Source organism: Pseudomonas sp. (genome assembly GCF_048265905.1).
Classification (GTDB): domain Bacteria; phylum Pseudomonadota; class Gammaproteobacteria; order Pseudomonadales; family Pseudomonadaceae; genus Aquipseudomonas.
The window spans coordinates 1-22,355 of record NZ_JBLXAP010000015.1 but is presented as its reverse complement, the minus strand read 5'-3'; the positions used below and the strand labels follow the sequence as shown (position 1 = coordinate 22,355).

Genomic DNA, 22,355 nt, shown 5'->3' with positions numbered 1-22,355 from the left:
TGAGGCAATAAAAAACCGGCTAAGGCCGGTTTTTTAATTGTGTTGCTTAGGCTTCTTCTGCCGCCATTTCGGCGTCGTGGGCAATGAGTGCCACAAGAGCATTTTGTTGCCTGCGCGTGAGTTGACGAAAACGCTGAAGCAGTTCGCGCTCATGAAGCGACAGCTCAGGGCTGTCTAGGCGTACATTGAGTTCGTCGTCCAGACTGCCTTCCTGAAGCATGCTTTGCTCTAGGCGGGCAATAATTTCCGAGTTCATGCTGCGGTGGTGATTCCGCGCTACATCAGCAATACGCTCGCGCATACCGTCAGGTAAACGAACAACAAATTTGTCAGCTGTGCGGCTGGAGTAGGTAGCTTGTTTCATAGGTCGCATACTTTGGAAACCGGTTAGTCAGAGGATCGATGCGTGCGTTGAGCTGCATAATTGTCACCGGTTATGACCATATTTCTGCCTAGCCGTTCAGCTAGAAATGCAATCCATATCATTAAGATGCAGTGGAAATTTAGGTGACTTTTTGACGCCAATTATACGGCGTATTTTCATTGAATCTAAAACCGATTGCCAGCCGAGCATGGTTTATTTGAGCTTTGCTCGGCATAAAAAGCCAACTCCCATGTTTTTAGCCTGTGAATAAAGACCAAAGTGGATTGTTTGTTGGCGGCCAAGGGTCACTTCATTGACACCTTTGAGTGCTACTTTTGTTCGAAAGCTAGGTTCTTGAGTCTTAGTGATTGCTTTGAAGCATAGTTCTATTTTGACATCATTTTGGCTTTTGGCGAGCGCATGTCAGCTAAAAGCAGATAGCTACTGACCAGCGGTGTATGGCGCTTCAAGTCAAACTGGCTAGTGTTGAATATGTGATGCAGAGGAGGCAGGCTGATGAGTGCAGCACTCGATGTTATGTGCCTGAAACGCGAGCTCGACTCGCCAGTGCTGAAGGTCCGGGCCAGCTTCTCACTTGCACAGCAGGCGATGGCTTCGCCGGGGCAGATTCAGCGGGCTGAGTGGATGACTGTTCAGCCGCCGCTTGATGAGGCGACATTTGCTTTGTGCGTGGCCTTGTTGGGTGTGGACTCGAAGGTGTGGCTGGGACCAAGTCTGGACACGTCAGGTTTACGCACGGCTTTAGCCGTGCATTGCGGTTGTACGTTTGTTGAACTGCGCCAGACCGCGCGATTTGCATTGCTGGGAGTTGCTGAGCTGAATAATCTGGCTGATTTCGACAATGGAATCGACGGCTGTCCGGGTGATGCATGCACCTTGATCGTTCAGCTCGGTAATTTATCTGCTGGGCCAGAGCTGCGTTGGCGCGGCCCCGGTATCAAGCAAGTCAAGTGCAATGGTGTGGTTGACGTCAGGCGTGTGCGGCTTCCGTTACCTGAAGCATTCTGGGAACAACGTAGCGCCCGCAATCGTTTTCCCCAGGGTCTGGATATATATTTTTCGGCGGGTCGACAGTTACTGGCTTTACCGCGTAGTACTCATGTGTTCGCTAACGAGGCCGATACAGAATTAGGCGCTTGAGTCATAAGCATGCGCACGGCGTGGTGAAAAAATCGTCCAGGCGGTCGCCGCAGGGGTGTTTGTTGGGCGTGACAAGGCCTATGATTCTCACTCTGTTAGTCCGTGTTTGAGCATTAAGGTGTATTGATGGCGGGTAGGTTGATCTATCTCATTGGTCCTTCGGGGTCTGGCAAGGACAGCTTATTGAATGCTGCGCGTGAACAACTGGCGGAGATGGGATGTCGCGTTGCACGCAGAGTTATCACGCGCTCTGCTGAGGCTGTTGGTGAGGATGCTGTATCGCTGTCGCCTACCGCTTTTGATGAGCAGAAATGGGTCGGCGCATTCGCTATGAGTTGGCAGGCGAATGGCTTGGCATACGGTATTCCCAGACAAATAAATACGTGGCTGGCCGCTGGCGATAACGTGTTAGTCAACGGCTCACGTGCGTATTTGCCTGAGGCGCGCGTGCGTTATCCAGACATGCTTGCCATATTGCTTAAGGTTGATGACGCTGTATTACGTGAGCGTCTACTAAAGCGTGGGCGCGAAAGTGAGTCTGAGATCGAACAGCGATTAGCACGCAATGCGCGATTCACCAACGAGGCCGCAGCAGGTGATGAGCAGTTGGTTGTGCTGGACAACTCCGATAACTTCGAGCAAACAGTTGCCAGCCTGATCAGGCTGATTGGACCTAAACGCGCCTGCGCCTAGTTGTTGGCTAATCCAAGGGCAATTCTGTGGTGCGCTTGACCTCGCTCATGGCGATGTGTGAATGCGCTTCCTGTACATGTGGGCGCTGTAGCAAATGATCGCGTAAGAAGCGCTCGTAACTCGCGATGTCCTTGGCCACGACTTTAAGCAAATAGTCCGAGCCTCCAGCCATGGTGTGGCACTCCAGTACTTGCGGGTAGCCAACGATAGCTTTCTCAAACTCTTCCAGATTGTTGCGTCCGTGCGCTGACAATTTGATGTCGACAAACACTGTTGTACTGAAGCCCAATTGTTTATGGCTGAGCAGGGCAACTTTGCGCTCAATCAAGCCTTCTTCCTGCATGCGGTGAATCCGCCGCCAGCAGGGTGATTGTGACAACTCAACCCTTTCTGCGATCTCAGCAGCTGACAGGTCGGCATTGTGTTGCAGCAAGCGCAAAATCTTGCGATCGATGGGGCTCAATTTTTCTTGCATGAATAATCCAGTTTGGTTGTTTTTATTGGATAGCTCATGCTCAGTATTGACGTTTTTCTGCCAATTTAGAAATAAAAAATCAGTACCGACGAGTCATATTCTTAGGCAGATGTCAGCGCGGTGATCCTGCGCTGATGAATGAAGGTGGTAATAACCGATGCCACCTAGGTCGCCAAAATAATAAAAGGAGCGCCCACATGTCTCTGGCCGAAATCCGCCTGGATGACAAGTATCGCCTTGCAACTGGTCATCTTTACCTGACTGGTACTCAAGCTTTGACTCGTTTACCCATGCTGCAAAAGCAGCGCGACGTAGCCCAAGGTCTGAATACCGCCTGCTTTATCTCCGGCTACCGCGGTTCGCCACTGGGCAACCTGGATAAAAGCCTGTGGGAAGCCAAGCAGTTTCTCAAAGACAATCACATCCACTTCCAGCCAGGGGTCAACGAAGAGTTGGCAGCTACCTCGGTGTGGGGCAGTCAGCAAACCAGTCTGTTTCCCGGTGCGCGCTACGACGGCGTATTTGCCATGTGGTACGGCAAGGGTCCCGGTGTTGATCGCTGTGGTGACGTATTCAAACACGGTAATTCCGCAGGCGTATCAAAGCATGGCGGCGTGTTATTGCTGGCAGGTGATGATCACGGCTGTAAGTCATCGAGTATCGCTAACCAAAGCGAACACGCGTTTATCGCGGCCTCTATCCCGGTATTGAACCCGTCCAATGTTCAGGAAATTCTCGACTATGGAATCATCGGCTGGGAGCTTTCGCGCTACAGCGGTTGCTGGGTTGCACTGAAAACCATCGCCGAAAACGTTGACTCATCTGCGGTGGTTGATGTCGATCCGCTGCGCATAGAGGTCAAGTATCCAACCGATTTCGAATTGCCGGAAGACGGTGTGCATATCCGCTGGCCAGACCCACCGCTGGTGCAGGAAAAACGCCTGAATATCTACAAGATCTACGCGGCGCGGGCGTTTGCCTTGGCCAATAACCTGAATCAGGTGAAACTCGACTCACCCAACCCGCGTTTGGGCATTATCACCACGGGAAAATCTTATCTGGACGTTCGCCAAGCGCTTGAGGATTTAGGGCTAGACGAGGATTTATGTGCACAGGTTGGGTTGCGCGTATTCAAGGTTGGGATGAGCTGGCCGCTGGAACCTGTTTCGGTGCATCAGTTTGCTGAAGGCCTTGATGAAATTCTGGTGGTCGAAGAAAAGCGCGGCATCATTGAAGATCAACTGACCGGTCAGCTTTATAACTGGCCGGTGGGCAAGCGTCCGCGGGTGGTTGGCGAATTCGATGAGAGCGGTAAATCGCTGCTGCCAAACCTCAGTGAACTGACTCCAGCGATGATTGCGCGAGCAATCGCCAAGCGTCTTGAACCGATTTACAGCAGTGAGCAGATTCAGGCTCGCCTGGCATTCTTGGCCGCCAAGGAAGCCTCGCTGGCTGCGCCAAAGCACACCACAGTGCGCACGCCGCATTTTTGTTCAGGCTGCCCACATAACACTTCGACCAAATTGCCGGAAGGCAGTCGCGCTCAAGGCGGCATTGGTTGCCATTACATGACTCAGTGGATGGATCGCAACACCGATACCTTCACTCAGATGGGCGGTGAGGGTGCAACCTGGATCGGTCAGGCGCCTTTTACCGACACGCCGCATATTTTCCAGAACCTGGGTGACGGCACTTACTTTCACTCAGGTCAGTTGGCACTGCGAGCGGCTGTGGCTGCCGGGGTCAACATTACCTATAAAATCCTCTACAACGATGCAGTGGCCATGACCGGCGGCCAGCCGATTGATGGTGAGTTACGTGTCGACCAACTCAGTCAGCAAGTGTTTGCCGAAGGCGTCAAACGCATTGCGCTGGTCAGTGATGAGCCGGATAAATACCCGAGCCGTGATGGTTTTGCACCGATCGTCAGCTTTCACCATCGCCTTGATCTGGACGCGGTTCAGCGTGAGTTGCGTGAATTCAAAGGCGTTTCGGTGATTATCTACGACCAAACCTGTGCCACTGAAAAACGTCGCCGGCGCAAGCGCGGCAAGCTGGTCGACCCGCAAAAGCGTGCCTTTATCAACCCCGCAGTCTGTGAGGGCTGTGGCGATTGCAGTGTTAAATCCAACTGCCTGGCTGTGTTGCCGCTGGAAACAGAGTTGGGGCGCAAGCGTGAGATTGATCAGAACGCCTGCAACAAGGATTTCAGCTGTGTTGAAGGTTTCTGCCCAAGCTTTGTAACTGTGCATGGCGGTAGCTTGCGCAAACCTGAAGCAGTGGGTGTGAACGCGCTGTTTATAGCATTACCTGAACCACGGCAGCCGGACTTGCAGCGACCATGGAATATTCTTCTGCCGGGTGTTGGCGGCAGTGGTGTAACAACCGTTGGTGCGCTGCTGGGCATGGCTGCGCATATCGAGGGTAAAGGTTGCAGCGTGCTTGATCAGGCGGGGCTGGCGCAGAAGTTTGGTCCGGTAGTGACCCATATTCGTGTCGCGGCCAAGCAGGACGATATCTTCGCCGTGCGCATTGCGGCTGGTGAGGCCGATTTGTTGCTGGGTTGCGACCTGGTGGTTTCAGCCAGCGAAGATGCATTGGCCAAGCTTAATGATCAGATCGCCCATGCCGTGATCAACAGCCATGAAGCGGCAACGGCTGAATTCACCCGTAATCCTGATGCGCAAGTGCCAGGGGCGCAGATGCGCGAAGCGCTGGTCGAGGCGGTGGGCGCGGATAAAACGCATTTTGTTGATGCAACTCGCCTGGCAACTCGCTTGTTGGGCGACAGCATTGCGACCAATTTATTCATGCTCGGTTATGCCTATCAAAAAGGTTTTGTGCCGGTTTCAGCAGAGGCCATCAACAAGGCCATTGAGCTAAATGGCGTTGCGGTCGAACTTAACCAGCAGGCATTTCTCTGGGGACGCCGCGCTGCGCATGATATCGCTGCGGTTGAGCGCTTGGCCAAACCAGTCATCAGCCAAGCCCCTCGCAGTGAAACCCTGAAGGAGATTGTTGAGTTTCGGGTTGGCTATCTGACCCAGTACCAAAGCGCTGCGTATGCGCAGCGCTATCGTAAACTGGTCGAGCAGGTAGAGAAAATTGATAGCCATGCCGAGCAGCGCCTAAGCAAAGCGGTTGCGCGCTATTACTTCAAGCTCTTGGCATACAAAGACGAATATGAAGTGGCGCGGCTGTATAGCGATGGTGAGTTCATCAAGCAACTGCAAGCGCAGTTTGAAGGTGATTACAGACTGCAGTTTTATCTGGCGCCATCTTGGTTGAGCGATCGCTCGTCAGCAACCGGTGAGCCGCGTAAACGAAAATTTGGTCCGTGGATGCTCAAGGCATTCGCTGTGTTGGCTAAATTCAAGTTTCTGCGTGGCACGCCTCTGGACCCATTCGGTTACAGCGTCGAACGCAAAATGGAGCATCAGCTGCTGGAGCAATATCAGCAGACTGTGGCCTTTATCATCACTAACCTGCACGCAGGTAACTACGACGCAGCGGTGGCTCTGGCGGAGGTGCCTGAGCAGATTCGTGGCTATGGCCATATCAAGGAGCACGCGACTGCGCAGGCCAAAATACTCGCCAGCGAGTTGCAGGCTCGCATGCTGGTCCGCGAAATATCCGCAGTCAAACTCTACGAGCCAGCCGCCTAGCGCGGGCTGGTCACACCTATCTGGCGAGGGCTCGGTTAGCCCTCGCCATCAATAACTATAAGTTGAGGATTGTTAATGTCAGTGTTCTCACATGTTGAGTTCGATCACCATCAACAGGTGGTGTTTGGTCATGATAAAGCGAGCGGCTTGCGGGCGATAATTGCGATCCATAACCGTAACTTGGGGCCGGCGCTAGGCGGATGTCGGATGTGGCCTTACGTCGATGATCAAGCCGCGTTGCGTGATGTGCTCAGGCTGTCACGCGGCATGACCTATAAATCAGCGCTGGCGAATTTGCCGCTGGGTGGTGGTAAGGCGGTGATCATTGGTGACCCACACACAGGTAAAAGCACTGCGCTGTTTCAGGCCATGGGCGAGTTTGTCGAGAGTCTAGGCGGCCGTTATATCACCGCAGCTGACTCGGGCACCGGGGTTGCAGAAATGCAGATTATGGCCGAACGTACGCGTCATGTTGCTGGCGCAGGTGTGCGCGAAACCCTTGATGGCGGCCAGCGTAGCGGTGATCCATCACCGGCGACGGCCTACGGTGTGTTTGTCGGGATCAAGGTCGCAGTCAAGCACCGCTTGGGGCGGGATGATCTAAATGGTTTGCGCGTGGCTATTCAGGGTGTTGGTCAAGTTGGTTTCAGCTTGGCCAAGCATCTGCGTGACGCCGGGGCGCAGGTGTGGGTGTGCGATATTGTTGAAGCCAATGTGCGCCGGGCAGTCGAGCAGTTGGGCGTTAAAGCGGTAACGCAGAGTGACATCTATGGATTGGATGTTGATGTTTTTGCACCCTGTGCCATGGGCGGCATCATCAATTTGCAAGTTTTGGATGTATTGCGTGCACCGATAGTTGCGGGTGCGGCGAATAATCAATTGGCTGATGCACAGCTAGCGCAAGAGTTACTCGGTAAAGGTGTGTTGTATGCACCGGATTACGCGATTAATGCTGGCGGAATTATTGATATCTATTTTGAACGTAGCGGCGGCAGCGCGCTTGAGCTGAAGTCACATATCGAAGGCATTGGTACGACGCTTGAGCAGATATTCAAGCGTGCCGAAAGTGAAGGCAAAACCACCACAGCCGTTGCTGATCAACTGGCTGAAGAGCGTTTTGGTGGTCAGTAGACTGAGCCGCTCGGTTGGTTTGGTGCGGATGATTTGCTCATGCTGACGCTGCTCATGCATGACAAATCTATCGAGGCTGGGTAACATGCCGGCCGGTTACGAGTAACCTTGCACGAATGCTGCGGGTTGCTTATCCGCTCTGTCTCCTTAGTTTAATGGATAGAACAAGCCCCTCCTAAGGGCTAGATACTGGTTCGACTCCAGTAGGGGACGCCAAATAAAAAGGCTTACGCACTGCGTAAGCCTTTTTCATTTCACCGGCGACTGTTTAGCCAGCTTTGCGCGCGTGGCCGAGGCAGGCTGCTGCAGTGAACAGTGCATCGGTCGAAGAGTTAAGTGCGGTTTCGGCAGAGTCCTGCACAATCCCGATAATGAAGCCAACAGCCACAACTTGCATGGCCACATCATTCGGAATCCCAAACAGGCTACATGCCAACGGAATCAGCAGCAGCGAACCACCGGCAACCCCAGAGGCGCCACAGGCACTGATTGAGGCCAGCAGGCTCAGTAGGATAGCTGTTGGCAGGTCAATCGTAATACCTAGCGTATGGACAGCAGCCAGGGTTAGCACCGTAATGGTGATGGCTGCGCCCGCCATGTTGATGGTTGCGCCCAGAGGGATTGAGACTGAGTAAGTCTCCTCATGCAGGCCCAGACGCTGGCAAAGCTGCAGGTTTACAGGAATATTGGCCGCCGAACTGCGGGTGAAAAACGCAGTAATACCGCTTTCGCGCAGGCAGGTGAAGACCAGCGGGTATGGGTTGCGGCGAATCTTGTAGAAGACGATGACCGGGTTGACCACCAAGGCAACGAACAGCATGCAGCCGACCAATACCAGCAGCAGGTGCAAGTAGTCGAGCAGGGCGCTCATGCCGGTTTCAGCCAGCGTTGCTGCGACTAGGCCGAAGATACCCAGCGGTGCGAGGCGGATCACCATTTTGACGATCGCGGTTACCGCGCTCGAGAGGTCGCTGAGTATTTGCTTGCTACCAGGTGCGGCGTGGCGGAACGCAAAGCCCAGGCCGATTGCCCACGCCAAAATACCAATGAAGTTGCCGTTGAGCAGTGCGTTGACCGGGTTGTCGACGATATTCATCAGCAGTGTGGTGAGTACTTCACTGATACCGCCCGGCGGCGACAGTTCAGCGCTGTTACTCACCAGCGTTAGGCTTGATGGAAAGGCAAAGCTGGCGATCACAGCAATAATGGCTGCAGTAAAAGTGCCCAATAGATAAAGCAACAGAATGGGGCGGATGTGCGTCTGCTGGCCGTGCTGGTGATTGGCAATGGATGCCGCGACCAATATAAATACCAACACTGGCGCGACGGCTTTCAGGGCCGAAACAAATACATTGCCAAGTAGTGCAGCTTTCAAGGCGAGGCTAGGCAGGAAGAAGGCCAGCGCGATACCGGCAATCAGGCCAATAATGATTTGGCTAACCAAACTGGTGCGGTTAAGCAGGCGTAGCAAAGGGTTTTGTTGGACATCAGTCATAGCATGCGTCTCGTATTGTCTGCGAGTGAGCTGCGCTCCTAAACCTCTTGCGGATAGCTTGAAACGGGCCTTTCAGAGGCTTTTGTTGTGTTTCAGTAGGTTTGGAACGGCAGCGTCCAGCGATTCACCAGGCACTGCTTGGGTTAATCAGCAGTCTAGGCTTAAAAATCAGCGGCGGACTCTAGCACAACGACGCAAAAAGGGTGTCCGTCTAATCCGCCTTGGCAGATGAAGGGTCAGCTTTGTACAGAACCTTATGGTCGCCTGCTCCGCCTCGGGTTAGGCTGGGCTATCACCGGTTTGAGATTCGTAACTATGAATGATCAAGTGCTTGAGACTGAAGGCAGTGAGCAAGCGGGCCTGCAATTATCCGCCAATGAGCTGCGTGTGCTGGGATGTCTGATTGAGAAGCAAGCGACAACCCCCGAAGTCTATCCGTTGACCCAGAACGCATTGGTCCTGGCCTGTAACCAGAAAACCAATCGCGAACCGCTGATGAATATGACTCAGGGCGAGGTAGGCCAAGCGTTGCGCAGCTTGGAGGCGCAACAACTGGCGCGTTTGGTAATGGGCAGCCGGGCGGATCGTTGGGAGCAGCGTGCAGACAAAACCCTTGAGTTGGTTGCGCCGCAGCTTGCGTTGACAGGGCTGTTGCTGCTTCGAGGTCCGCAAACGATCAATGAACTGCTGACGCGCAGCATGCGTTTGCACGCTTTTGATGATGTCGAACAGGTGCAGTACAACCTTGAGCGGTTAATCGGCCGTCAGCTGGTATGTCATGTGCCCAAGCAGGCTGGGCAGCGCGAAGACAGGTATATGCATCTGCTGGGTGATGCTACGCACTTGCAAGCATCGATAGAGGCGAGTGCAGCCGGGCAAGAAAGCAGAAGTGTGGCGAAAGACCAATATGAAGGACGGCTACAGGCGCTCGAATTAAAAATTGCCGAGTTAGAGCAGCGACTGGAGAGTTTGGAAGGTTAAATATTTCGACTGGTAAAAATACAAAGGCGCCTTGATAGGCGCCTTTTGTTTTGGAGCGTGTAGCGGTGGTGTTAGCTGATGCGGCCGATTGCAGTGCGGTCGGAACCATCTTCGGCAACACGGTTAACGTTGGTGCGATCAAAGCCGTCTTCGGCAACGCGGTTAACGTTGGTGCGGTCGAAACCATCTTCGGCGACGCGGTTAACGTTGGTGCGGTCGAAGCCATCTTCGGCAACACGGTTAACGTTGGTACGGTCGAAACCATCTTCGGCGACGCGGTTAACGTTAGTGCGGTCGAAGCCATCTTCGGCGACGCGGTTAACGTTGGTGCGGTCGAAACCATCTTCGGCAACACGGTTAACGTTGGTGCGATCAAAGCCATCTTCGGCAACGCGGTTAACGTTGGTGCGGTCGAAACCGTCTTCGGCGACGCGGTTAACGTTGGTGCGGTCGAAACCGTCTTCGGCGACGCGGTTAACGTTGGTGCGGTCGAAACCATCTTCGGCAACGCGGTTAACACCAGTACGGTCGGCACCATCAGCAGCGATCGGGGTGATGTTGATTGACTGTTGAGCGGTTTCAGGAAGGGCGAAAGCGCTAGCGGATAAAGTAACCAGGATCAGGCTGGCGAGAATTTGCTTTTTCATGTGTGGCTCCTTGCGGGGGCGGTAAGTGGGTATGGATTCAATGTTACCCGCAAAAAATCGATTAAAAAGTTGACTCGGTGAATGGTAAATATCGACGTGCTTAATAGTTGTATTAATTTATTGATATATAAGGATATTAAGTATTTTTTTGGCTATTTTAGATGCTGCCTATGAGGCATTTAGTCTGAATCTATAAAATCAATTTAATAGATGTAATAGCAAGCTATCTAAATATATGCACGGTTTGCTGCATTCCAGTGCTTGATATTTCGAACATGTGATGCTTATTTTGTGCGCCTAGCCGTCGCAGACGGGCAATGCCAATAACAAGGAATGCAAGATGAGCAGTACGAGCCGTCCAGAGCTGCAAGAGTTACTTCACGGGGTTGATGAAATTGAATGTGTGACCCCTGACCTCAATGGCGTGCCGCGTGGCAAGGTGATGACCGCTGCTGGCTTTCTTGAGGGGCGTCGCCTGCAGTTGGCGCGTGGAGTGCTGCTGCAGTGCATGATGGGCGGCTACCCTGACGCGAAGTTTTACGGCAGCGATGACAGCGACCTTGCGCTGATTGCCGAGCCTACGCAGATACACCGCTTGCCTTGGAGTGAGTCGCCGCGCGCGCTGGCTATATGTGATGCGGATGAATTCGACGGGCAAAGCTCAGGTCTTTCGACGCGGGGCCTGCTCAAGCAAGTGATCGCTCGCTATGCCGCGAAGGGCTGGCAGCCAATCGTTGCAACTGAGCTTGAGTTTTTCGTCTTCGCACCGAACACAGATCCCATGCAGACATTCAAGCCTCCGCTCGGTTTGGATGGGCGTCGTGAGGATGGTTGCTCAGCGTTCAGCGTGAGCTCAAACAACGGCCTGCGACCGTTTTTCAGTGAGGTCTATAAATGCATGGAAGCGCTGGGCTTGCCGCGCGACACCTTTATGCATGAAATGGGCGTCAGCCAGTTTGAAATTAATCTATTACACGGTGATCCACTGTTGCTGGCGGATCAGACCTTTATGTTCAAGCACATGCTCAAAGAAGTTGCGCTCAAACATGGTTTGACTGTGGTGTGCATGGCTAAACCGCTGGCACATACACCAGGCAGCTCGATGCACATTCATCAGAGCGTGATTGAGCAGGGCAGTGGCAAGAACATTTTTACCGCAGCAGATGATCAGGCGACTCCTGCGTTCTACAACTTTATCGGTGGTCAGCAAGCATTGTTGGCTGACTTCACCTTGTTGTTCGCGCCGCATGTCAATTCCTATCAGCGCCTCTGCCACCCTTACGCTTCGCCGAACAATGCGTGCTGGTCAGAAGATAATCGTGCCGCAGGTTTGCGTATTCCAGCGAGCTCGCCAGTTGCGCGTCGCGTTGAGAACCGTTTGCCGGGTGCCGATGCCAACCCATACCTGGCTCTGGCTGCCAGTTTGGCGGCGGGGTTGTACGGGATTGAACATGAGCTGCAGCCGAGCGAGCCTATTCAAGGTGACTTTGATGTGCCGCAAGAGTTGACCTTGCCGTGCACCATGCATGCAGCAATTGAAAAGCTGCGTACCAGCTCGGCGGCTGTTGAGTTGTTTGGTGCAGAGTTTGTTGAAGGTTATATCGCCACCAAGTCGATGGAGCTGACCAGCTTCTTTGATGAAATTACACCTTGGGAGCGACGCGTTCTGGCGGCCCATGCCTGAGGCGTAATACACTAGGGCATTGGGCGCTGCTAGTTGTATTGGCAGTGCTTAAAACTCCAGCCTATGCTGGAGTTTTAACAATAATGACTCATCCTCTCGTGCAACATTTGTTGCATTGAGTTCTCTAAACGTAAGGCCGTCGCCAGGCGATGGCACTTAACGTTACTTGGCATCTAATTGGTGCGTCTCAACAGTTCGTGTGAAGCTACGCATTGCAGTCTCGTCTGCATGCGGTGGTATGCATTGGTCTAGCCTGATCGTCGCCTAATAAAGAGCGGCGACATTTTATTTTGGATTATTACGTCGATCATCAGGGTCGCCGAGGTGTTCCAGGAGAGTTGCACTGCTCATGACGATGATCTTCAAGTCATTTAGTTCGTTGTATTTTGCCACGTTGTTGATGCTCCTCGGTTCGGGTTTGCTGAGTACTTATCTAGGCTTGCGCCTTGCTGAGACCGCTGATGGTCTTTGGGTGGGTGCGTTGATGACCGCGAACTATCTGGGCTTGGTACTCGGCGGCAAGCTGGGGCACCGGCTGATTGCCAGGGTTGGCCATATTCGAGCCTATGTTGCCTGTGCCGGTATCGTCACGGCTGCGGTGCTTGGCCACGGCATGACTGCTTTGCTGCCTGTTTGGTTGGTGCTGCGACTGGTCGTCGGCTTATGCATGATGTGCCAATACATGGTGATCGAGAGCTGGTTGAACGAGCAGGCAGGACCAAGTCAGCGCGGCAAGGTGTTCGCGGGTTACATGGGCGCTTCTTATCTCGGCTTGATTTTGGGTCAGCTTGTTCTGGTCGTGCATCCTGAGCTTAGTCTCGAGCTGTTGATGATGGTGGCCCTGTGTTTTGCTTTATGTCTGGTGCCTGTTGCACTGACTCGCAAGTTGCACCCGGCACCATTGCATCCTGCACCGTTGGAAATGCGTTTTTTCCTCAAACGTGTTCCGTTGTCGTTGCTGACCATCGGTGTTGCAGGCCTGCTGATCGGTTCCTTCTATGGCTTGGGTCCTTTGTACGGTTCACGTATGGGCTTGAGCACCGAGCAGGTTGGTCTGTTCATGGGCTGTTGCATTCTCGCTGGCTTGCTGGCGCAGGTACCGCTAGGTTGGCTATCTGACCGCGCCGACCGGGTCAAACTGATTCGAGGCTGTGCGGGGTTGTTGAGTGTGACTGCACTGCCGCTTGCCGTGTTGCAGGACGCGCCCGTCGAGCTGCTATTTGCGTGCGGTTTTGCGGTAAGCATCATGTTGTTCAGTCTTTATCCTCTGGCCGTGGCTTTTGCCAATGACCACGTTGAGAGCGAGCGCCGGGTATCGTTGACGGTGATGTTGTTGGTGGTATTTGGTGTGGGAGCGGCGGTTGGGCCGATGTTGGTCGGTTTTTTAATGCGCTTTCTCGGCGCCAATATGCTCTATGCGTTTACGGCGTTAAGTGGTTTGGTGCTGGTTGGTTTTGTGCGTACAGCCAAGGTCACGCACGTGCATCAGGTTGATGAGGCGCCGCTGCATCACATTGCCATGCCTGAAGGTATGGCCAGCTCACCGCTGGTTGCCGCGCTTGATCCGCGTAACGAAGAACAGTATGTGCAAGAGCAAATGTGCGATGAGCATGATGCTGACTGTGAGGAAGAGTTGCGCGCAGCCCAGGCTGAGGCCGACGCAAGCGCAAGTGCTGCGGAGGTTGAGCTGGCGACCATTGCAGCTGCGGTGGTTACAGCTTCAGCCGTCGCGGCAGCGGCTGTGGCAGCGGATGCCGATGTGGATACCGCTGCGTACACCGATGGAGCGGAGCCGGTTTCGACTGAGGAAACTGTTGTCGCTTCGGTCGATAGTGATACACAAGAATCTTCGAGCCAGGATCCTGAACAGCCTGACTCGTCCAAGGATGGTAATGCGTGAGGCCGCTGCTTAGCGTCATCATTCCGGCTCGTAACGAGGCCCAAACCTTGCCTTTGCTGTTGCGTGACTTAGCTGCGCTGCGCACGGCAGGTGCTGAGATAATCTTGGTAGACGGCGGCAGTGAAGATGCGACTTGCGCAATTGCCGCTCCATTGGTCGATCAACTGCTGTCGAGCAAGCCAGGGCGAGCGCTGCAGATGAACACAGGTGCTGCGGCTGCGCATGGCGATTACCTGTGGTTTGTCCATGCTGATACGCGGATTGACCCAGGATCAATCCAAAGCTTGCTTGATACTTTGCTGGAGCAGCCCCTTTGGGGGCGCTTTGATGTGCGTTTGTCAGGGAAGGGCATGCTGCTGCGGTTAATTGGCTCGATGATTAACCTTCGCTCGCGAGTGAGTGCGATTGCTACAGGTGATCAAGGGATTTTTGTTGCGCGCAAAACCTTTGAGTCGCTGAACGGTTACGCCAGTATTCCGCTGATGGAGGACGTTGAGCTTTGCCGTCGGCTCAAGGTACTTGTTCGGCCAAGATGTTTGCGACCGGCTTTACTGACATCTAGCCGACGTTGGGAGCAGAATGGCATCTTGCGCACAGTCGTATTAATGTGGCGCATACGGCTTGGGTATTATTTTGGCGCGAGTCCTGAGTCATTGGCGCGCCAGTATCACCGAGGGCCACGGTCATGAACTTAGCTGTTTCTTTACATATGTTGGCGCGTGCGCCGCGCCCCGGTCAGGTCAAAACCAGATTAATCCCGGCGCTTGGGCCTGAAGGTGCCTGCGATTTGCAGCGACGCTTGGTCGAGCGCGCATTGAGCAGTTTAGGTGATGGTTTTTCCCAGCGCTTTTTGTGGCTCGATGATGGTCCCGATACTGCGCTGCAAGCGCTGGCGGAGCAGCATGGCTGGACGGTCGTAGAGCAGCCAGCGGGCGATCTTGGTGAGCGCATGCGTTGTATCACTGCATTGGGCTTGGTTGAAAGCGATGCGGTTATGTTGATTGGCAATGATTGCCCGGCACTGAGTGCCGATTACCTGATGCAAGCGCGAGCCGCCTTGGTTGATACGCCAGCAGTGCTGGGGCCAGCCGAGGACGGAGGCTATGTGCTGCTGGGGTTGCGGCAGAACGATTCACGCTTGTTCAGCAACATACCTTGGGGAACTGGCGAAGTACTGCGTCTCACGCAAGCGCGTTTAGCCGAGATGGAGTGGCGTTATGCGTTGTTGCCAGAGCTTTGGGATGTTGACCGTCCTGAAGACCTGCCGCGCTTGGCGGGTTTAGGTATTCAGGTTGGTTAAGGCGTCTCTGCGCGCTGCTCTGAAAGCGACTCTCCCAGGCGCGCTGTGCGCATAGTCGTTAACGGTGCGCATAGTCGTTAGAGGAAGGTGTCGCTTTCGAGACGTTTGGCTTCACGCTGCAATTGATAGACGAAGCGCTCGACCTGACGTTGCACCAACCCACTCATTTGATAGAACCGCACGCCGAGCATGCTGATATCGAGCTTGTCGTTATAGTGCACATGGCGGAGCTCTATCGGTGCAGTCATTGCGCCAAAGGGCAATTGAGCCACCAACTCTTCATAGACCATGCCCGGCTTGAGGCGCTGACTCACATCGCCCGCAATGCGGATTTTGCAACCGGTTGCCGAGATATCCAGCATGTGGCCGCTTAACGGCTGTTCTAACTGCTCACCCATGAGCGTGATTGCTACCAGTTCACTGCGCTTGAGTTCCGCGCGGAAGGCGCTGCGACGCTGGTGATAGATAACCTCTGAAGGCGTCGCGCAGAAATAGCAGCGCAAACCCTTGTGTTCGCTAATTTGTGCAGAGTCTTCACACTTCCAGGCGACGCGCACGCCATCACGGGATGACTCAACGCTGAATGGCTCAGCATTTTTCAGGAAGCGCTCACCATCATTCGGCACTAATTCGTCAAAAATCAGCCGGCCTTTATCTGGATCAACCTCAATCAAGAAGCTTTGAAAGCGTTGGTTTCTTTCATGGAAACTAATGACCAACGGATCATGGTTCTGTTCGAGTTGACGCAGGGTGGCTGCGATTTCCATGGGTGCTTTCAGCACTTTAGGAGGTTGAGGGCCGTCTTCCTCGGCAAATGGGTTGGACACGGTACTGTCTACTCCAAATCCAAACTAATTATTATGGCGCTAGCATACTGTCAAAATGACATTATGGGTACGCAAAGTGCGGAGAAATTAAGCTTGGCTCAGAGGTCGCTGGTTAACGCCGCGCGATGCGCTGCCGCTGCTGTCGTAGAGGCTTGGTGTTTCATTGCCGCTGAGAATGCTGAGCATACTGCGGGTAGACGTCTGGCTCGAGCGAATCAAGCGGCCATTACGCAGATTGCCGGTTTGGCAGAGTTCTAGCAACTGGGCCAGAGAATCGCTTTTGGCGAGCAATTCGGTGCCCAGTGGGCTGCGCGCGGCAAGTGCTTGCAAGCCTTCAAGGTCAGCGCTTAGCTGCAAGCCTTGCAGGAGTTGCGCGCGGCTCTGGGCGTGCTGTGCGAGCTGGCTGAGAAGGGGTTGCTTGGCATTAAGAATATGCTGCAGGCTGTCGAGGTCACGCTCGCCCAACGCCTGATGCTCGCTGTCGATCAGTTCAAGCAATTGCTCGCTGATGCCGATATCGTCTTTGAACAGCTGAAGCATGGTTGAGTCGTGCATCGTAGGCTCTTGGAAGTTAGGCGTCCAACATTCCAGTGCGGCAGCTAAAGCCTGATGAAACAGGCGTTAGATTCAGCGCTGGGACTCGAAATTGAGCAGCTTGCTGGCTGTACGCTGGGCATCCACTTTATAGGTGCCGTCAGCAATGGCCTGCTTGATCTGGGCAACGCGTTCTTTATCCACGGTTGGCAGCTCATTAAGTTTGTCGCCAATGCTCTGCAGTTGCTGAGCTTCTTGGCTGAGGTGCACGGACTCACCGCTCTTGCTCGACTCGGCAGGGGTATTGGTTACGCTTGCCGGGTTGGATGCTTTTTCATCCGCTCCTGTGCTGCGAACACCTGACTGGGCACCGCTGGTCCGCCCGGAGTTAGCCGGGGTAGGTGCGTTGCCTGGTCGATTGAAGTCGATGACCATGATCGTAAACCTCTGATTTGTTTGGACGCTTACCTGTCTGTCGGCCGTGCGCGATAAAACTTTAGCGACTTTCTGAAAAATATTACATTGCTGAGTCAGTACTGAAAATGTTCAGCCAAACCGTCGCTGGCGATCTATTTCAGAGCATTTCTTTGAGCCATAAACGCTGCAATAAGTTCTGAACCTTTTAATCTGTATGCCGCAGTCTAAGAAAACGTCTTCGCTAACACAATCAAGACCACAATCAAGATTCATGCCTACATTGCCACTTCGACTTGTCCAGGACCGGTTACCCGCGCCTTGATAATACGCTGTGAGCGCTGGTTGCGAACATTAATTTGTCTGCCTAAAGCCCCGTCGGACAGGGCTTCGCCCGGCATTCTCACATTAATCGTGCCGGTTTTTGCGCTGATTACTACCTGGTCGCCACGTCGAATAACTTCAGCTAGCTCGACATAGACCGGGGTTAACTCTTGGTCAGGGCGAACAGGGCGCGTCAGCTTTTTGCCGATTGCCTGCTGAACTGAGGTCAGATATCCGTGATTAAGCTGCCCGACATCACGCTCCGCCAATGTTACGTCGAATTCGCTAATTACGCTGGCACGCTTGAGTGGGCGTGTTGCCGTCACCACTTCACGATAAAGACGAACCTGCGCCGGGACAAAAATAGTCCAGGGTGAAGAGCCGTCGCAGCGAACCTTTAACGTGACGCGGCCAATGGGTTCTGCTGGACTTTCTAGAGTGGTCGTCAAATCTCTGTCGCACAGCGGCAGTCGTAACCGTGGGTCAAGGCGGTTGATTTCAATCTCATGCCGGCCGCTGATATCGCTTCGTTGTAAATAGTCGACCACAGTAACCTCAAGAAAAGTGTGGGCGGCGCCGATAAGCTGGTCAGGCAGGGTTGAAGTTGCCACAGCAGTTGAGCTGAAGCAGGCGGCTGCAGGTATTAATAAAGCCAGAATCAGTTGATGGCTTTTTGCCCACATATGTCGATAAAACGTCGTTTCTACGGTCATATATATTAGCGTGCAAGGCCCGTGCCGCCTGCTAACTTCAGTTTTACGGGCGCTTAAATAAGGAGTATGGGCATGGTTGGTGTCATGGACTCGGTGAATCAACGCACTCAGTTGGTCGGACAAAACCGTTTAGAGCTGCTGTTGTTTCGTCTTGATGGCAAACAGTTGTATGGGATTAACGTATTCAAGGTCAAAGAGGTCCTGCAGTGCCCGCGCCTGACCGTAATGCCCAAATCCAGTTCTGTGGTGCGTGGGGTCGCCAATATCCGCGGCGGGACCATTCCGATTATTGATTTGTCCCTCGCGACGGGCTGCAAGCCACTGGCTGATTTGCAAAATAGCTTTGTGATCATCACTGAGTACAACACCAAGACTCAGGGTTTTTTGGTGAGCGCAGTTGAGCGCATTGTTAACATGAACTGGGAAGAGATCCTGCCGCCGCCAAAGGGTACGGGGCGTGATCATTATCTGACGGCGGTGACCTATCTTGATCAGCAGATGGTTGAGATCATCGATGTAGAAAAGGTTCTGGCTGAAGTGTCTCCCACCTCTGAAGCGATATCTGAGGGTGTGGTGGATGCGGCTACTCATGGTAAGGCGGTTAAGCAGCATGTGCTGATTGTTGATGACTCATCAGTGGCGCGTAAGCAGGTATTACGTTGCTTGCAAACCATTGGTGTGGAAGTGACGACCCTGAATGACGGGCGTGAAGCGCTGGATTATTTGCGCAAGATGGCAGATGAAGGACGCCGCCCGGCCGATGAGTTGCTGATGATCATTTCAGACATTGAAATGCCAGAAATGGATGGCTATACATTGACCACGGCCATTCGCAGCGATGCGCGGATGGAGGGATTGCACCTGTTGTTACATACCTCGCTCTCGGGTGTATTCAACCAGGCGATGGTCAAAAAGGTAGGTGCGGATGATTTTCTCGCCAAATTCCGTCCCGATGATTTAGCCTCAAGAGTGGTTGAGCGAATCAATGCGGTTGATCGCGGCGAGTAAGCTGCGGCATCCAATGCGACAAATGGCTGGATAACTAAGGGGTTTAGCTGTGTCTTTAAGTTGTGATGGTGCATCAGATGCTGCCTAGAATGTTTGTATTGGGCGGGTGTCTCATAGGCCGACACTATTATTTTGCGGGGCAATGCGAGTGACGTCAGGAAATTTGGATTTCGAACAGTTCCGGAGCTTCCTCGAAAAAGCCTGCGGGATATTGCTAGGCACTAATAAGCAGTATCTGGTTTCCAGTCGGCTTAATAAGTTGATGGAACAGAACAGTATCAAGACACTCGGTGAGTTGGTGCAGCGTATGCAAGCCATGCCGCGCAGTGGTTTGCGTGAACAAGTGGTCGATGCCATGACCACCAACGAAACCCTGTGGTTTCGTGATACCTATCCCTTTGAAGTGATGAAAAAGCGTGTGTTGCCTGAATTGCTCAAGGCCAACGCGGGGCAGCGTTTGCGTATCTGGTCGGCAGCTTGTTCGTCGGGGCAAGAGCCTTATTCGCTGTCGATGACAATTGATGAGTTCGAGAAGAGCAATATCGGGCAGTTGCGCGGTGGTGCGCAAATCGTCGCCACAGACTTGTCGCCGACGATGCTGGCAAACTGCAAATCAGGTGAGTACGACAGTCTGGCTATCGGCCGTGGTCTTTCACAGGAACGCTTGCAGCGCTACTTTGAGCCGAAGGCGCCAGGACGCTGGGTGGTCAAGGCGCCGATCAAAAGCCGCGTCGAATTTCGCCCATTAAACCTGCTTGAAAGCTATGCCAGCCTGGGAAAGTTTGATGTCGTGTTCTGTCGCAATGTGCTGATCTATTTTTCGGCCGAAGTGAAGAAAGACATTCTCACGCGTATCCACGCGACCCTGAAGCCGGGCGGATATTTGTTCTTGGGTGCTTCCGAGGCGCTCAATGCACTGCCGGAGCTGTACCAAATGGTGCAGTGCAGCCCGGGCATCATTTATAAAGTCAAATAAGCCTTAGGCGGATCACTGCAAGCGACAGGCACAATGCCTGTTGTTTGCATAGGATTCTGGAGGCGGCCTGTTCCTTGGTGCCCGGGTCATGTGGTGCCTGAATAATGGTAACTGGCTTGACTCAAGTCAGTCCCTAGCGCACCTACTGCCGATAAAGTTGCCCGGCGCTCGAACCTACTCGAGTGAACGCTTAAGGACTGGGTTAATGGAATTACTTGTTTGGCAGAGTGACCTCAACACCGGAATTGAGGTTATCGACAATCAGCATCGACGGATTGTCGACATGATCAACTTGCTGATCTTGGCGCAAAAGCAGGGGCATAGCCGCAGCGAAGTCGGTGCCGTACTTAATGATCTGGTCGATTACACACTCTCGCACTTTGCCTTTGAAGAGTCGTTGCTGGAAGAGTCCGGCTACAGTTTTACCCGTCCGCACAAGCGTGTGCATGAGGTGTTTATTGGCAAGGTTAATGAGTACAACATGCGCTTCAAGGCAGGCGAGGATATAACCGCTGAGCTGATTGGGTTGTTGTCACGCTGGCTGTTCAACCACATCCGCAATGACGACGCAGCTTATGCCAAGGTGGTTATCGACAACATGAACCGAATTACTCAGGACACGCAACCTGCGGGCTGGTTGGCGCGTTCAATGCGCAAGTTTTTTGGCTAATGTCAGCAGCGCAGCATCTTCTTGTGAGCCAATTGCGCTCAACGTCTAACCACAGATAATTGTTTGGCCTTTCATGATGGTGTGAGAGCGCCAGGCATTTATCTGCCTCCAGTTTGAGCGGCAAGTGCGGGGCGGATAAATAGGCAGAGGCATTGCCGCAAGCGGAAATCCATTGCCGCTTTAGCCTTTTGATTCAATAGGTTTTGTCGTAAGTCATTGTATTTAAACATATAAATATATTGGCACAGGGTTTGCTTTGTTGCTTGCACGGAAAACTGCTTCGGCAAACGGCAAAGGTACAAACCATGAGTATCAGCTTCGCAAGCGCACTCGGCATTCACCAACAAGCACTGGGCTTTCGCGCTCAGCGTGCAGAAGTGTTGGCCAATAACATGGCTAACGCGGACACGCCTAACTACAAAGCGCGTGATCTGGATTTCGCCTCAGTGCTTGCCGAGCAAAATGCCAAGACTCAGGGCGGCACCTTTAGCCTGAACCGCACCAATGCACATCACATCAGTGCTGAAGGTCTGGCCAGTGCTGAGGCTGAGCTTAAGTATCGCACTCCGATGAGCCCTTCGCTTGATCAGAACACAGTCGATACCCAGCTTGAACAGTCGAATTACGCGCAAAACGCCGTCGACTTTCAGGCCAGCTTCACTTTACTCAATAGCAAATTCAAAGGGCTGGTCAGCGCCCTGCGCGGCGACTAACGGAGACTGATGCCATGTCACTAACCAGTGTATTCAATATTGCCGGGTCCGGCATGAGCGCGCAAAGCACGCGTCTCAACACCATCTCCAGCAACATCGCCAACGCCGAGTCCGTGTCTTCCAACATTGACCAGACTTACCGCGCTCGCCACCCGGTTTTCGCCACCGTGTTCAATCAAGCCCAAGGTTCTGATGGCGGCTCCTTGTTTGCTGAGCAAGATGCAGCTGGCAGCGGTGTTCAGGTGCTCGGCATTGTTGAGGATCAAAGTTCGCTGATGCCACGTTACGAGCCTAACCATCCGGCTGCTGACGAGAGCGGTTATGTGTACTACCCCAACGTCAATGTGGTTGAAGAAATGGCTGACATGATCTCTGCCAGCCGGGCTTTCCAGACCAACGTTGAAATGATGAATACCGCTAAACAAATGTTGCAGAAGGTGCTGACCCTGGGTCAGTAAGCCATCAATGAGGAACGCTAAATGAGCGTTGATAGCACCAGTGGCGTTGGCAGTTCGGTCCTTGATCAGCTGCAAATTAAATCGTCCAGTACCGGTACAGATAAAGAGCTTGGTAAAGACGAGTTCTTGAACCTGTTGGTTGCCCAATTGAATAACCAGAATCCACTGGAGCCGCAAGGTAACGGCGAGTTCATCGCGCAATTGGCACAGTTCAGTCAGGTA

The 22,355-nt window shown here is 53.3% G+C and carries 23 protein-coding genes and 1 tRNA gene; 16 read left to right on the top strand and 8 right to left on the bottom strand.

Annotation, left to right across the window (positions count from 1 at the left end):
• Positions 1 to 46: 46 nt before the first annotated feature.
• Entirely contained in the window at positions 47 to 373 is a 327-nt protein-coding gene (locus ACN0UH_RS17085; RefSeq protein WP_087517591.1) for an Arc family DNA-binding protein, read from the bottom strand.
• Positions 374 to 880: 507 nt separating this feature from the next.
• Between ACN0UH_RS17085 and phnH the strand changes: the two genes are divergently transcribed.
• Together phnH and phnN are read left to right on the top strand one after the other, a co-directional pair.
• Entirely contained in the window at positions 881 to 1,525 is a 645-nt protein-coding gene (gene phnH, locus ACN0UH_RS17080; protein ID WP_417663183.1) for a phosphonate C-P lyase system protein PhnH, read from the top strand.
• Between the two features lie 126 nt (positions 1,526 to 1,651).
• Positions 1,652 to 2,218 carry a phosphonate metabolism protein/1,5-bisphosphokinase (PRPP-forming) PhnN gene (phnN, locus tag ACN0UH_RS17075; protein WP_417663182.1) on the top strand — a complete coding sequence of 189 codons (567 nt, stop codon included), beginning with the start codon at positions 1,652 to 1,654 and terminating at the stop codon, positions 2,216 to 2,218.
• A 7-nt stretch (positions 2,219 to 2,225) separates the two neighbouring features.
• Here the strand turns inward: phnN and ACN0UH_RS17070 are convergent, their stop codons facing one another.
• Positions 2,226 to 2,693 (bottom strand): Lrp/AsnC family transcriptional regulator, encoded by a 468-nt coding sequence (locus ACN0UH_RS17070; RefSeq protein ID WP_087517588.1) that lies wholly within the window; start codon positions 2,691 to 2,693, stop codon positions 2,226 to 2,228.
• A gap of 197 nt (positions 2,694 to 2,890) precedes the next feature.
• Between ACN0UH_RS17070 and ACN0UH_RS17065 the strand changes: the two genes are divergently transcribed.
• From ACN0UH_RS17065 to ACN0UH_RS17055, 3 genes are all read left to right on the top strand, one after another.
• Complete coding sequence (locus tag ACN0UH_RS17065; RefSeq protein WP_417663181.1) at positions 2,891 to 6,358, top strand: indolepyruvate ferredoxin oxidoreductase family protein; 3,468 nt, start codon at positions 2,891 to 2,893, stop codon at positions 6,356 to 6,358.
• A gap of 75 nt (positions 6,359 to 6,433) precedes the next feature.
• Positions 6,434 to 7,489 (top strand): Glu/Leu/Phe/Val dehydrogenase dimerization domain-containing protein, encoded by a 1,056-nt coding sequence (locus ACN0UH_RS17060; protein ID WP_417663180.1) that lies wholly within the window; start codon positions 6,434 to 6,436, stop codon positions 7,487 to 7,489.
• 141 nt (positions 7,490 to 7,630) lie between these two features.
• Positions 7,631 to 7,705, top strand: a tRNA-Arg gene (locus ACN0UH_RS17055).
• A 52-nt stretch (positions 7,706 to 7,757) separates the two neighbouring features.
• Here ACN0UH_RS17055 and sstT read toward each other — a convergent pair.
• Complete coding sequence (sstT, locus tag ACN0UH_RS17050) at positions 7,758 to 8,984, bottom strand: serine/threonine transporter SstT (protein WP_417663179.1); 1,227 nt, start codon at positions 8,982 to 8,984, stop codon at positions 7,758 to 7,760.
• A gap of 315 nt (positions 8,985 to 9,299) precedes the next feature.
• Between sstT and ACN0UH_RS17045 the strand changes: the two genes are divergently transcribed.
• Entirely contained in the window at positions 9,300 to 9,965 is a 666-nt protein-coding gene (locus ACN0UH_RS17045; RefSeq protein ID WP_417663178.1) for a YceH family protein, read from the top strand.
• Positions 9,966 to 10,036: 71 nt separating this feature from the next.
• On the opposite strand, the gene ACN0UH_RS17040 is transcribed toward ACN0UH_RS17045, so the two are convergent.
• Positions 10,037 to 10,612 (bottom strand): phage infection protein, encoded by a 576-nt coding sequence (locus ACN0UH_RS17040; protein ID WP_417663177.1) that lies wholly within the window; start codon positions 10,610 to 10,612, stop codon positions 10,037 to 10,039.
• Between the two features lie 442 nt (positions 10,613 to 11,054).
• Here ACN0UH_RS17040 and ACN0UH_RS17035 point away from each other — a divergent pair, with 442 nt between their 5' ends.
• The 4 genes from ACN0UH_RS17035 to ACN0UH_RS17020 all read left to right on the top strand — a co-directional run bounded on the left by ACN0UH_RS17035 (position 11,055) and on the right by ACN0UH_RS17020 (position 15,496).
• Complete coding sequence (locus tag ACN0UH_RS17035; protein ID WP_417663227.1) at positions 11,055 to 12,296, top strand: glutamine synthetase family protein; 1,242 nt, start codon at positions 11,055 to 11,057, stop codon at positions 12,294 to 12,296.
• A gap of 349 nt (positions 12,297 to 12,645) precedes the next feature.
• Positions 12,646 to 14,196, top strand: a complete 1,551-nt coding sequence (locus tag ACN0UH_RS17030; protein WP_417663176.1) for an MFS transporter — start codon at positions 12,646 to 12,648, stop codon at positions 14,194 to 14,196.
• Positions 14,193 to 14,885: a TIGR04283 family arsenosugar biosynthesis glycosyltransferase gene (locus ACN0UH_RS17025; RefSeq protein ID WP_417663175.1), complete on the top strand. Its 693-nt coding sequence runs from the start codon at positions 14,193 to 14,195 to the stop codon at positions 14,883 to 14,885. The genes ACN0UH_RS17030 and ACN0UH_RS17025 overlap by 4 nt, the downstream gene beginning before the upstream one ends.
• Positions 14,882 to 15,496 carry a TIGR04282 family arsenosugar biosynthesis glycosyltransferase gene (locus tag ACN0UH_RS17020; protein ID WP_417663174.1) on the top strand — a complete coding sequence of 205 codons (615 nt, stop codon included), beginning with the start codon at positions 14,882 to 14,884 and terminating at the stop codon, positions 15,494 to 15,496. The genes ACN0UH_RS17025 and ACN0UH_RS17020 overlap by 4 nt, the downstream gene beginning before the upstream one ends.
• A gap of 77 nt (positions 15,497 to 15,573) precedes the next feature.
• On the opposite strand, the gene ACN0UH_RS17015 is transcribed toward ACN0UH_RS17020, so the two are convergent.
• The 4 genes from ACN0UH_RS17015 to flgA form a co-directional block, all read right to left on the bottom strand.
• A complete protein-coding gene (locus ACN0UH_RS17015) occupies positions 15,574 to 16,323 on the bottom strand; it encodes a flagellar brake protein (RefSeq protein WP_417663173.1) in 750 nt (249 codons plus the stop codon).
• 87 nt (positions 16,324 to 16,410) lie between these two features.
• Positions 16,411 to 16,878: a flagella synthesis protein FlgN gene (locus tag ACN0UH_RS17010; RefSeq protein WP_417663172.1), complete on the bottom strand. Its 468-nt coding sequence runs from the start codon at positions 16,876 to 16,878 to the stop codon at positions 16,411 to 16,413.
• 72 nt (positions 16,879 to 16,950) lie between these two features.
• A complete protein-coding gene (gene flgM, locus ACN0UH_RS17005; RefSeq protein WP_417663171.1) occupies positions 16,951 to 17,292 on the bottom strand; it encodes a flagellar biosynthesis anti-sigma factor FlgM in 342 nt (113 codons plus the stop codon).
• A 257-nt stretch (positions 17,293 to 17,549) separates the two neighbouring features.
• Positions 17,550 to 18,308, bottom strand: coding sequence for a flagellar basal body P-ring formation chaperone FlgA (gene flgA / locus ACN0UH_RS17000; protein ID WP_417663170.1), 759 nt, complete (start codon positions 18,306 to 18,308; stop codon positions 17,550 to 17,552).
• Positions 18,309 to 18,380: 72 nt separating this feature from the next.
• Between flgA and ACN0UH_RS16995 the strand changes: the two genes are divergently transcribed.
• From ACN0UH_RS16995 to ACN0UH_RS16970, 6 genes are all read left to right on the top strand, one after another.
• Positions 18,381 to 19,316: a chemotaxis protein CheV gene (locus ACN0UH_RS16995; protein WP_417663169.1), complete on the top strand. Its 936-nt coding sequence runs from the start codon at positions 18,381 to 18,383 to the stop codon at positions 19,314 to 19,316.
• 142 nt (positions 19,317 to 19,458) lie between these two features.
• Complete coding sequence (gene cheR / locus ACN0UH_RS16990) at positions 19,459 to 20,292, top strand: protein-glutamate O-methyltransferase CheR (protein ID WP_417663168.1); 834 nt, start codon at positions 19,459 to 19,461, stop codon at positions 20,290 to 20,292.
• 205 nt (positions 20,293 to 20,497) lie between these two features.
• The gene (locus ACN0UH_RS16985) at positions 20,498 to 20,962 is read left to right on the top strand and encodes a bacteriohemerythrin (RefSeq protein ID WP_417663167.1); all 465 of its coding nucleotides are present in this window, start codon (positions 20,498 to 20,500) and stop codon (positions 20,960 to 20,962) included.
• A 305-nt stretch (positions 20,963 to 21,267) separates the two neighbouring features.
• On the top strand, positions 21,268 to 21,675 hold the full coding sequence (flgB, locus tag ACN0UH_RS16980) for a flagellar basal body rod protein FlgB (RefSeq protein WP_417663166.1): 408 nt from the start codon (positions 21,268 to 21,270) through the stop codon (positions 21,673 to 21,675).
• 14 nt (positions 21,676 to 21,689) lie between these two features.
• Positions 21,690 to 22,133: a flagellar basal body rod protein FlgC gene (flgC, locus tag ACN0UH_RS16975; RefSeq protein ID WP_087517571.1), complete on the top strand. Its 444-nt coding sequence runs from the start codon at positions 21,690 to 21,692 to the stop codon at positions 22,131 to 22,133.
• A gap of 21 nt (positions 22,134 to 22,154) precedes the next feature.
• Positions 22,155 to 22,355 (top strand): flagellar hook assembly protein FlgD (locus ACN0UH_RS16970; RefSeq protein ID WP_417663165.1); only part of this gene is annotated, 201 nt, incomplete at its 3' end.

What these genes read in the sequence shown, in the direction of transcription:
- ACN0UH_RS17085 (WP_087517591.1), bottom strand. Translation starts at nt 373, where the DNA reads ATGCGACCTATGAAACAAGCTACCTACTCCAGCCGCACAGCTGACAAA.
- phnH (WP_417663183.1), top strand. Translation starts at nt 881, where the DNA reads ATGAGTGCAGCACTCGATGTTATGTGCCTGAAACGCGAGCTCGACTCG.
- phnN (WP_417663182.1), top strand. Translation starts at nt 1,652, where the DNA reads ATGGCGGGTAGGTTGATCTATCTCATTGGTCCTTCGGGGTCTGGCAAG.
- ACN0UH_RS17070 (WP_087517588.1), bottom strand. Translation starts at nt 2,693, where the DNA reads ATGCAAGAAAAATTGAGCCCCATCGATCGCAAGATTTTGCGCTTGCTG.
- ACN0UH_RS17065 (WP_417663181.1), top strand. Translation starts at nt 2,891, where the DNA reads ATGTCTCTGGCCGAAATCCGCCTGGATGACAAGTATCGCCTTGCAACT.
- ACN0UH_RS17060 (WP_417663180.1), top strand. Translation starts at nt 6,434, where the DNA reads ATGTCAGTGTTCTCACATGTTGAGTTCGATCACCATCAACAGGTGGTG.
- sstT (WP_417663179.1), bottom strand. Translation starts at nt 8,984, where the DNA reads ATGACTGATGTCCAACAAAACCCTTTGCTACGCCTGCTTAACCGCACC.
- ACN0UH_RS17045 (WP_417663178.1), top strand. Translation starts at nt 9,300, where the DNA reads ATGAATGATCAAGTGCTTGAGACTGAAGGCAGTGAGCAAGCGGGCCTG.
- ACN0UH_RS17040 (WP_417663177.1), bottom strand. Translation starts at nt 10,612, where the DNA reads ATGAAAAAGCAAATTCTCGCCAGCCTGATCCTGGTTACTTTATCCGCT.
- ACN0UH_RS17035 (WP_417663227.1), top strand. Translation starts at nt 11,055, where the DNA reads ATGACCGCTGCTGGCTTTCTTGAGGGGCGTCGCCTGCAGTTGGCGCGT.
- ACN0UH_RS17030 (WP_417663176.1), top strand. Translation starts at nt 12,646, where the DNA reads ATGACGATGATCTTCAAGTCATTTAGTTCGTTGTATTTTGCCACGTTG.
- ACN0UH_RS17020 (WP_417663174.1), top strand. Translation starts at nt 14,882, where the DNA reads ATGAACTTAGCTGTTTCTTTACATATGTTGGCGCGTGCGCCGCGCCCC.
- ACN0UH_RS17010 (WP_417663172.1), bottom strand. Translation starts at nt 16,878, where the DNA reads ATGCACGACTCAACCATGCTTCAGCTGTTCAAAGACGATATCGGCATC.
- flgM (WP_417663171.1), bottom strand. Translation starts at nt 17,292, where the DNA reads ATGGTCATCGACTTCAATCGACCAGGCAACGCACCTACCCCGGCTAAC.
- flgA (WP_417663170.1), bottom strand. Translation starts at nt 18,308, where the DNA reads ATGACCGTAGAAACGACGTTTTATCGACATATGTGGGCAAAAAGCCAT.
- ACN0UH_RS16995 (WP_417663169.1), top strand. Translation starts at nt 18,381, where the DNA reads ATGGTTGGTGTCATGGACTCGGTGAATCAACGCACTCAGTTGGTCGGA.
- cheR (WP_417663168.1), top strand. Translation starts at nt 19,459, where the DNA reads ATGCGAGTGACGTCAGGAAATTTGGATTTCGAACAGTTCCGGAGCTTC.
- ACN0UH_RS16985 (WP_417663167.1), top strand. Translation starts at nt 20,498, where the DNA reads ATGGAATTACTTGTTTGGCAGAGTGACCTCAACACCGGAATTGAGGTT.
- flgB (WP_417663166.1), top strand. Translation starts at nt 21,268, where the DNA reads ATGAGTATCAGCTTCGCAAGCGCACTCGGCATTCACCAACAAGCACTG.
- flgC (WP_087517571.1), top strand. Translation starts at nt 21,690, where the DNA reads ATGTCACTAACCAGTGTATTCAATATTGCCGGGTCCGGCATGAGCGCG.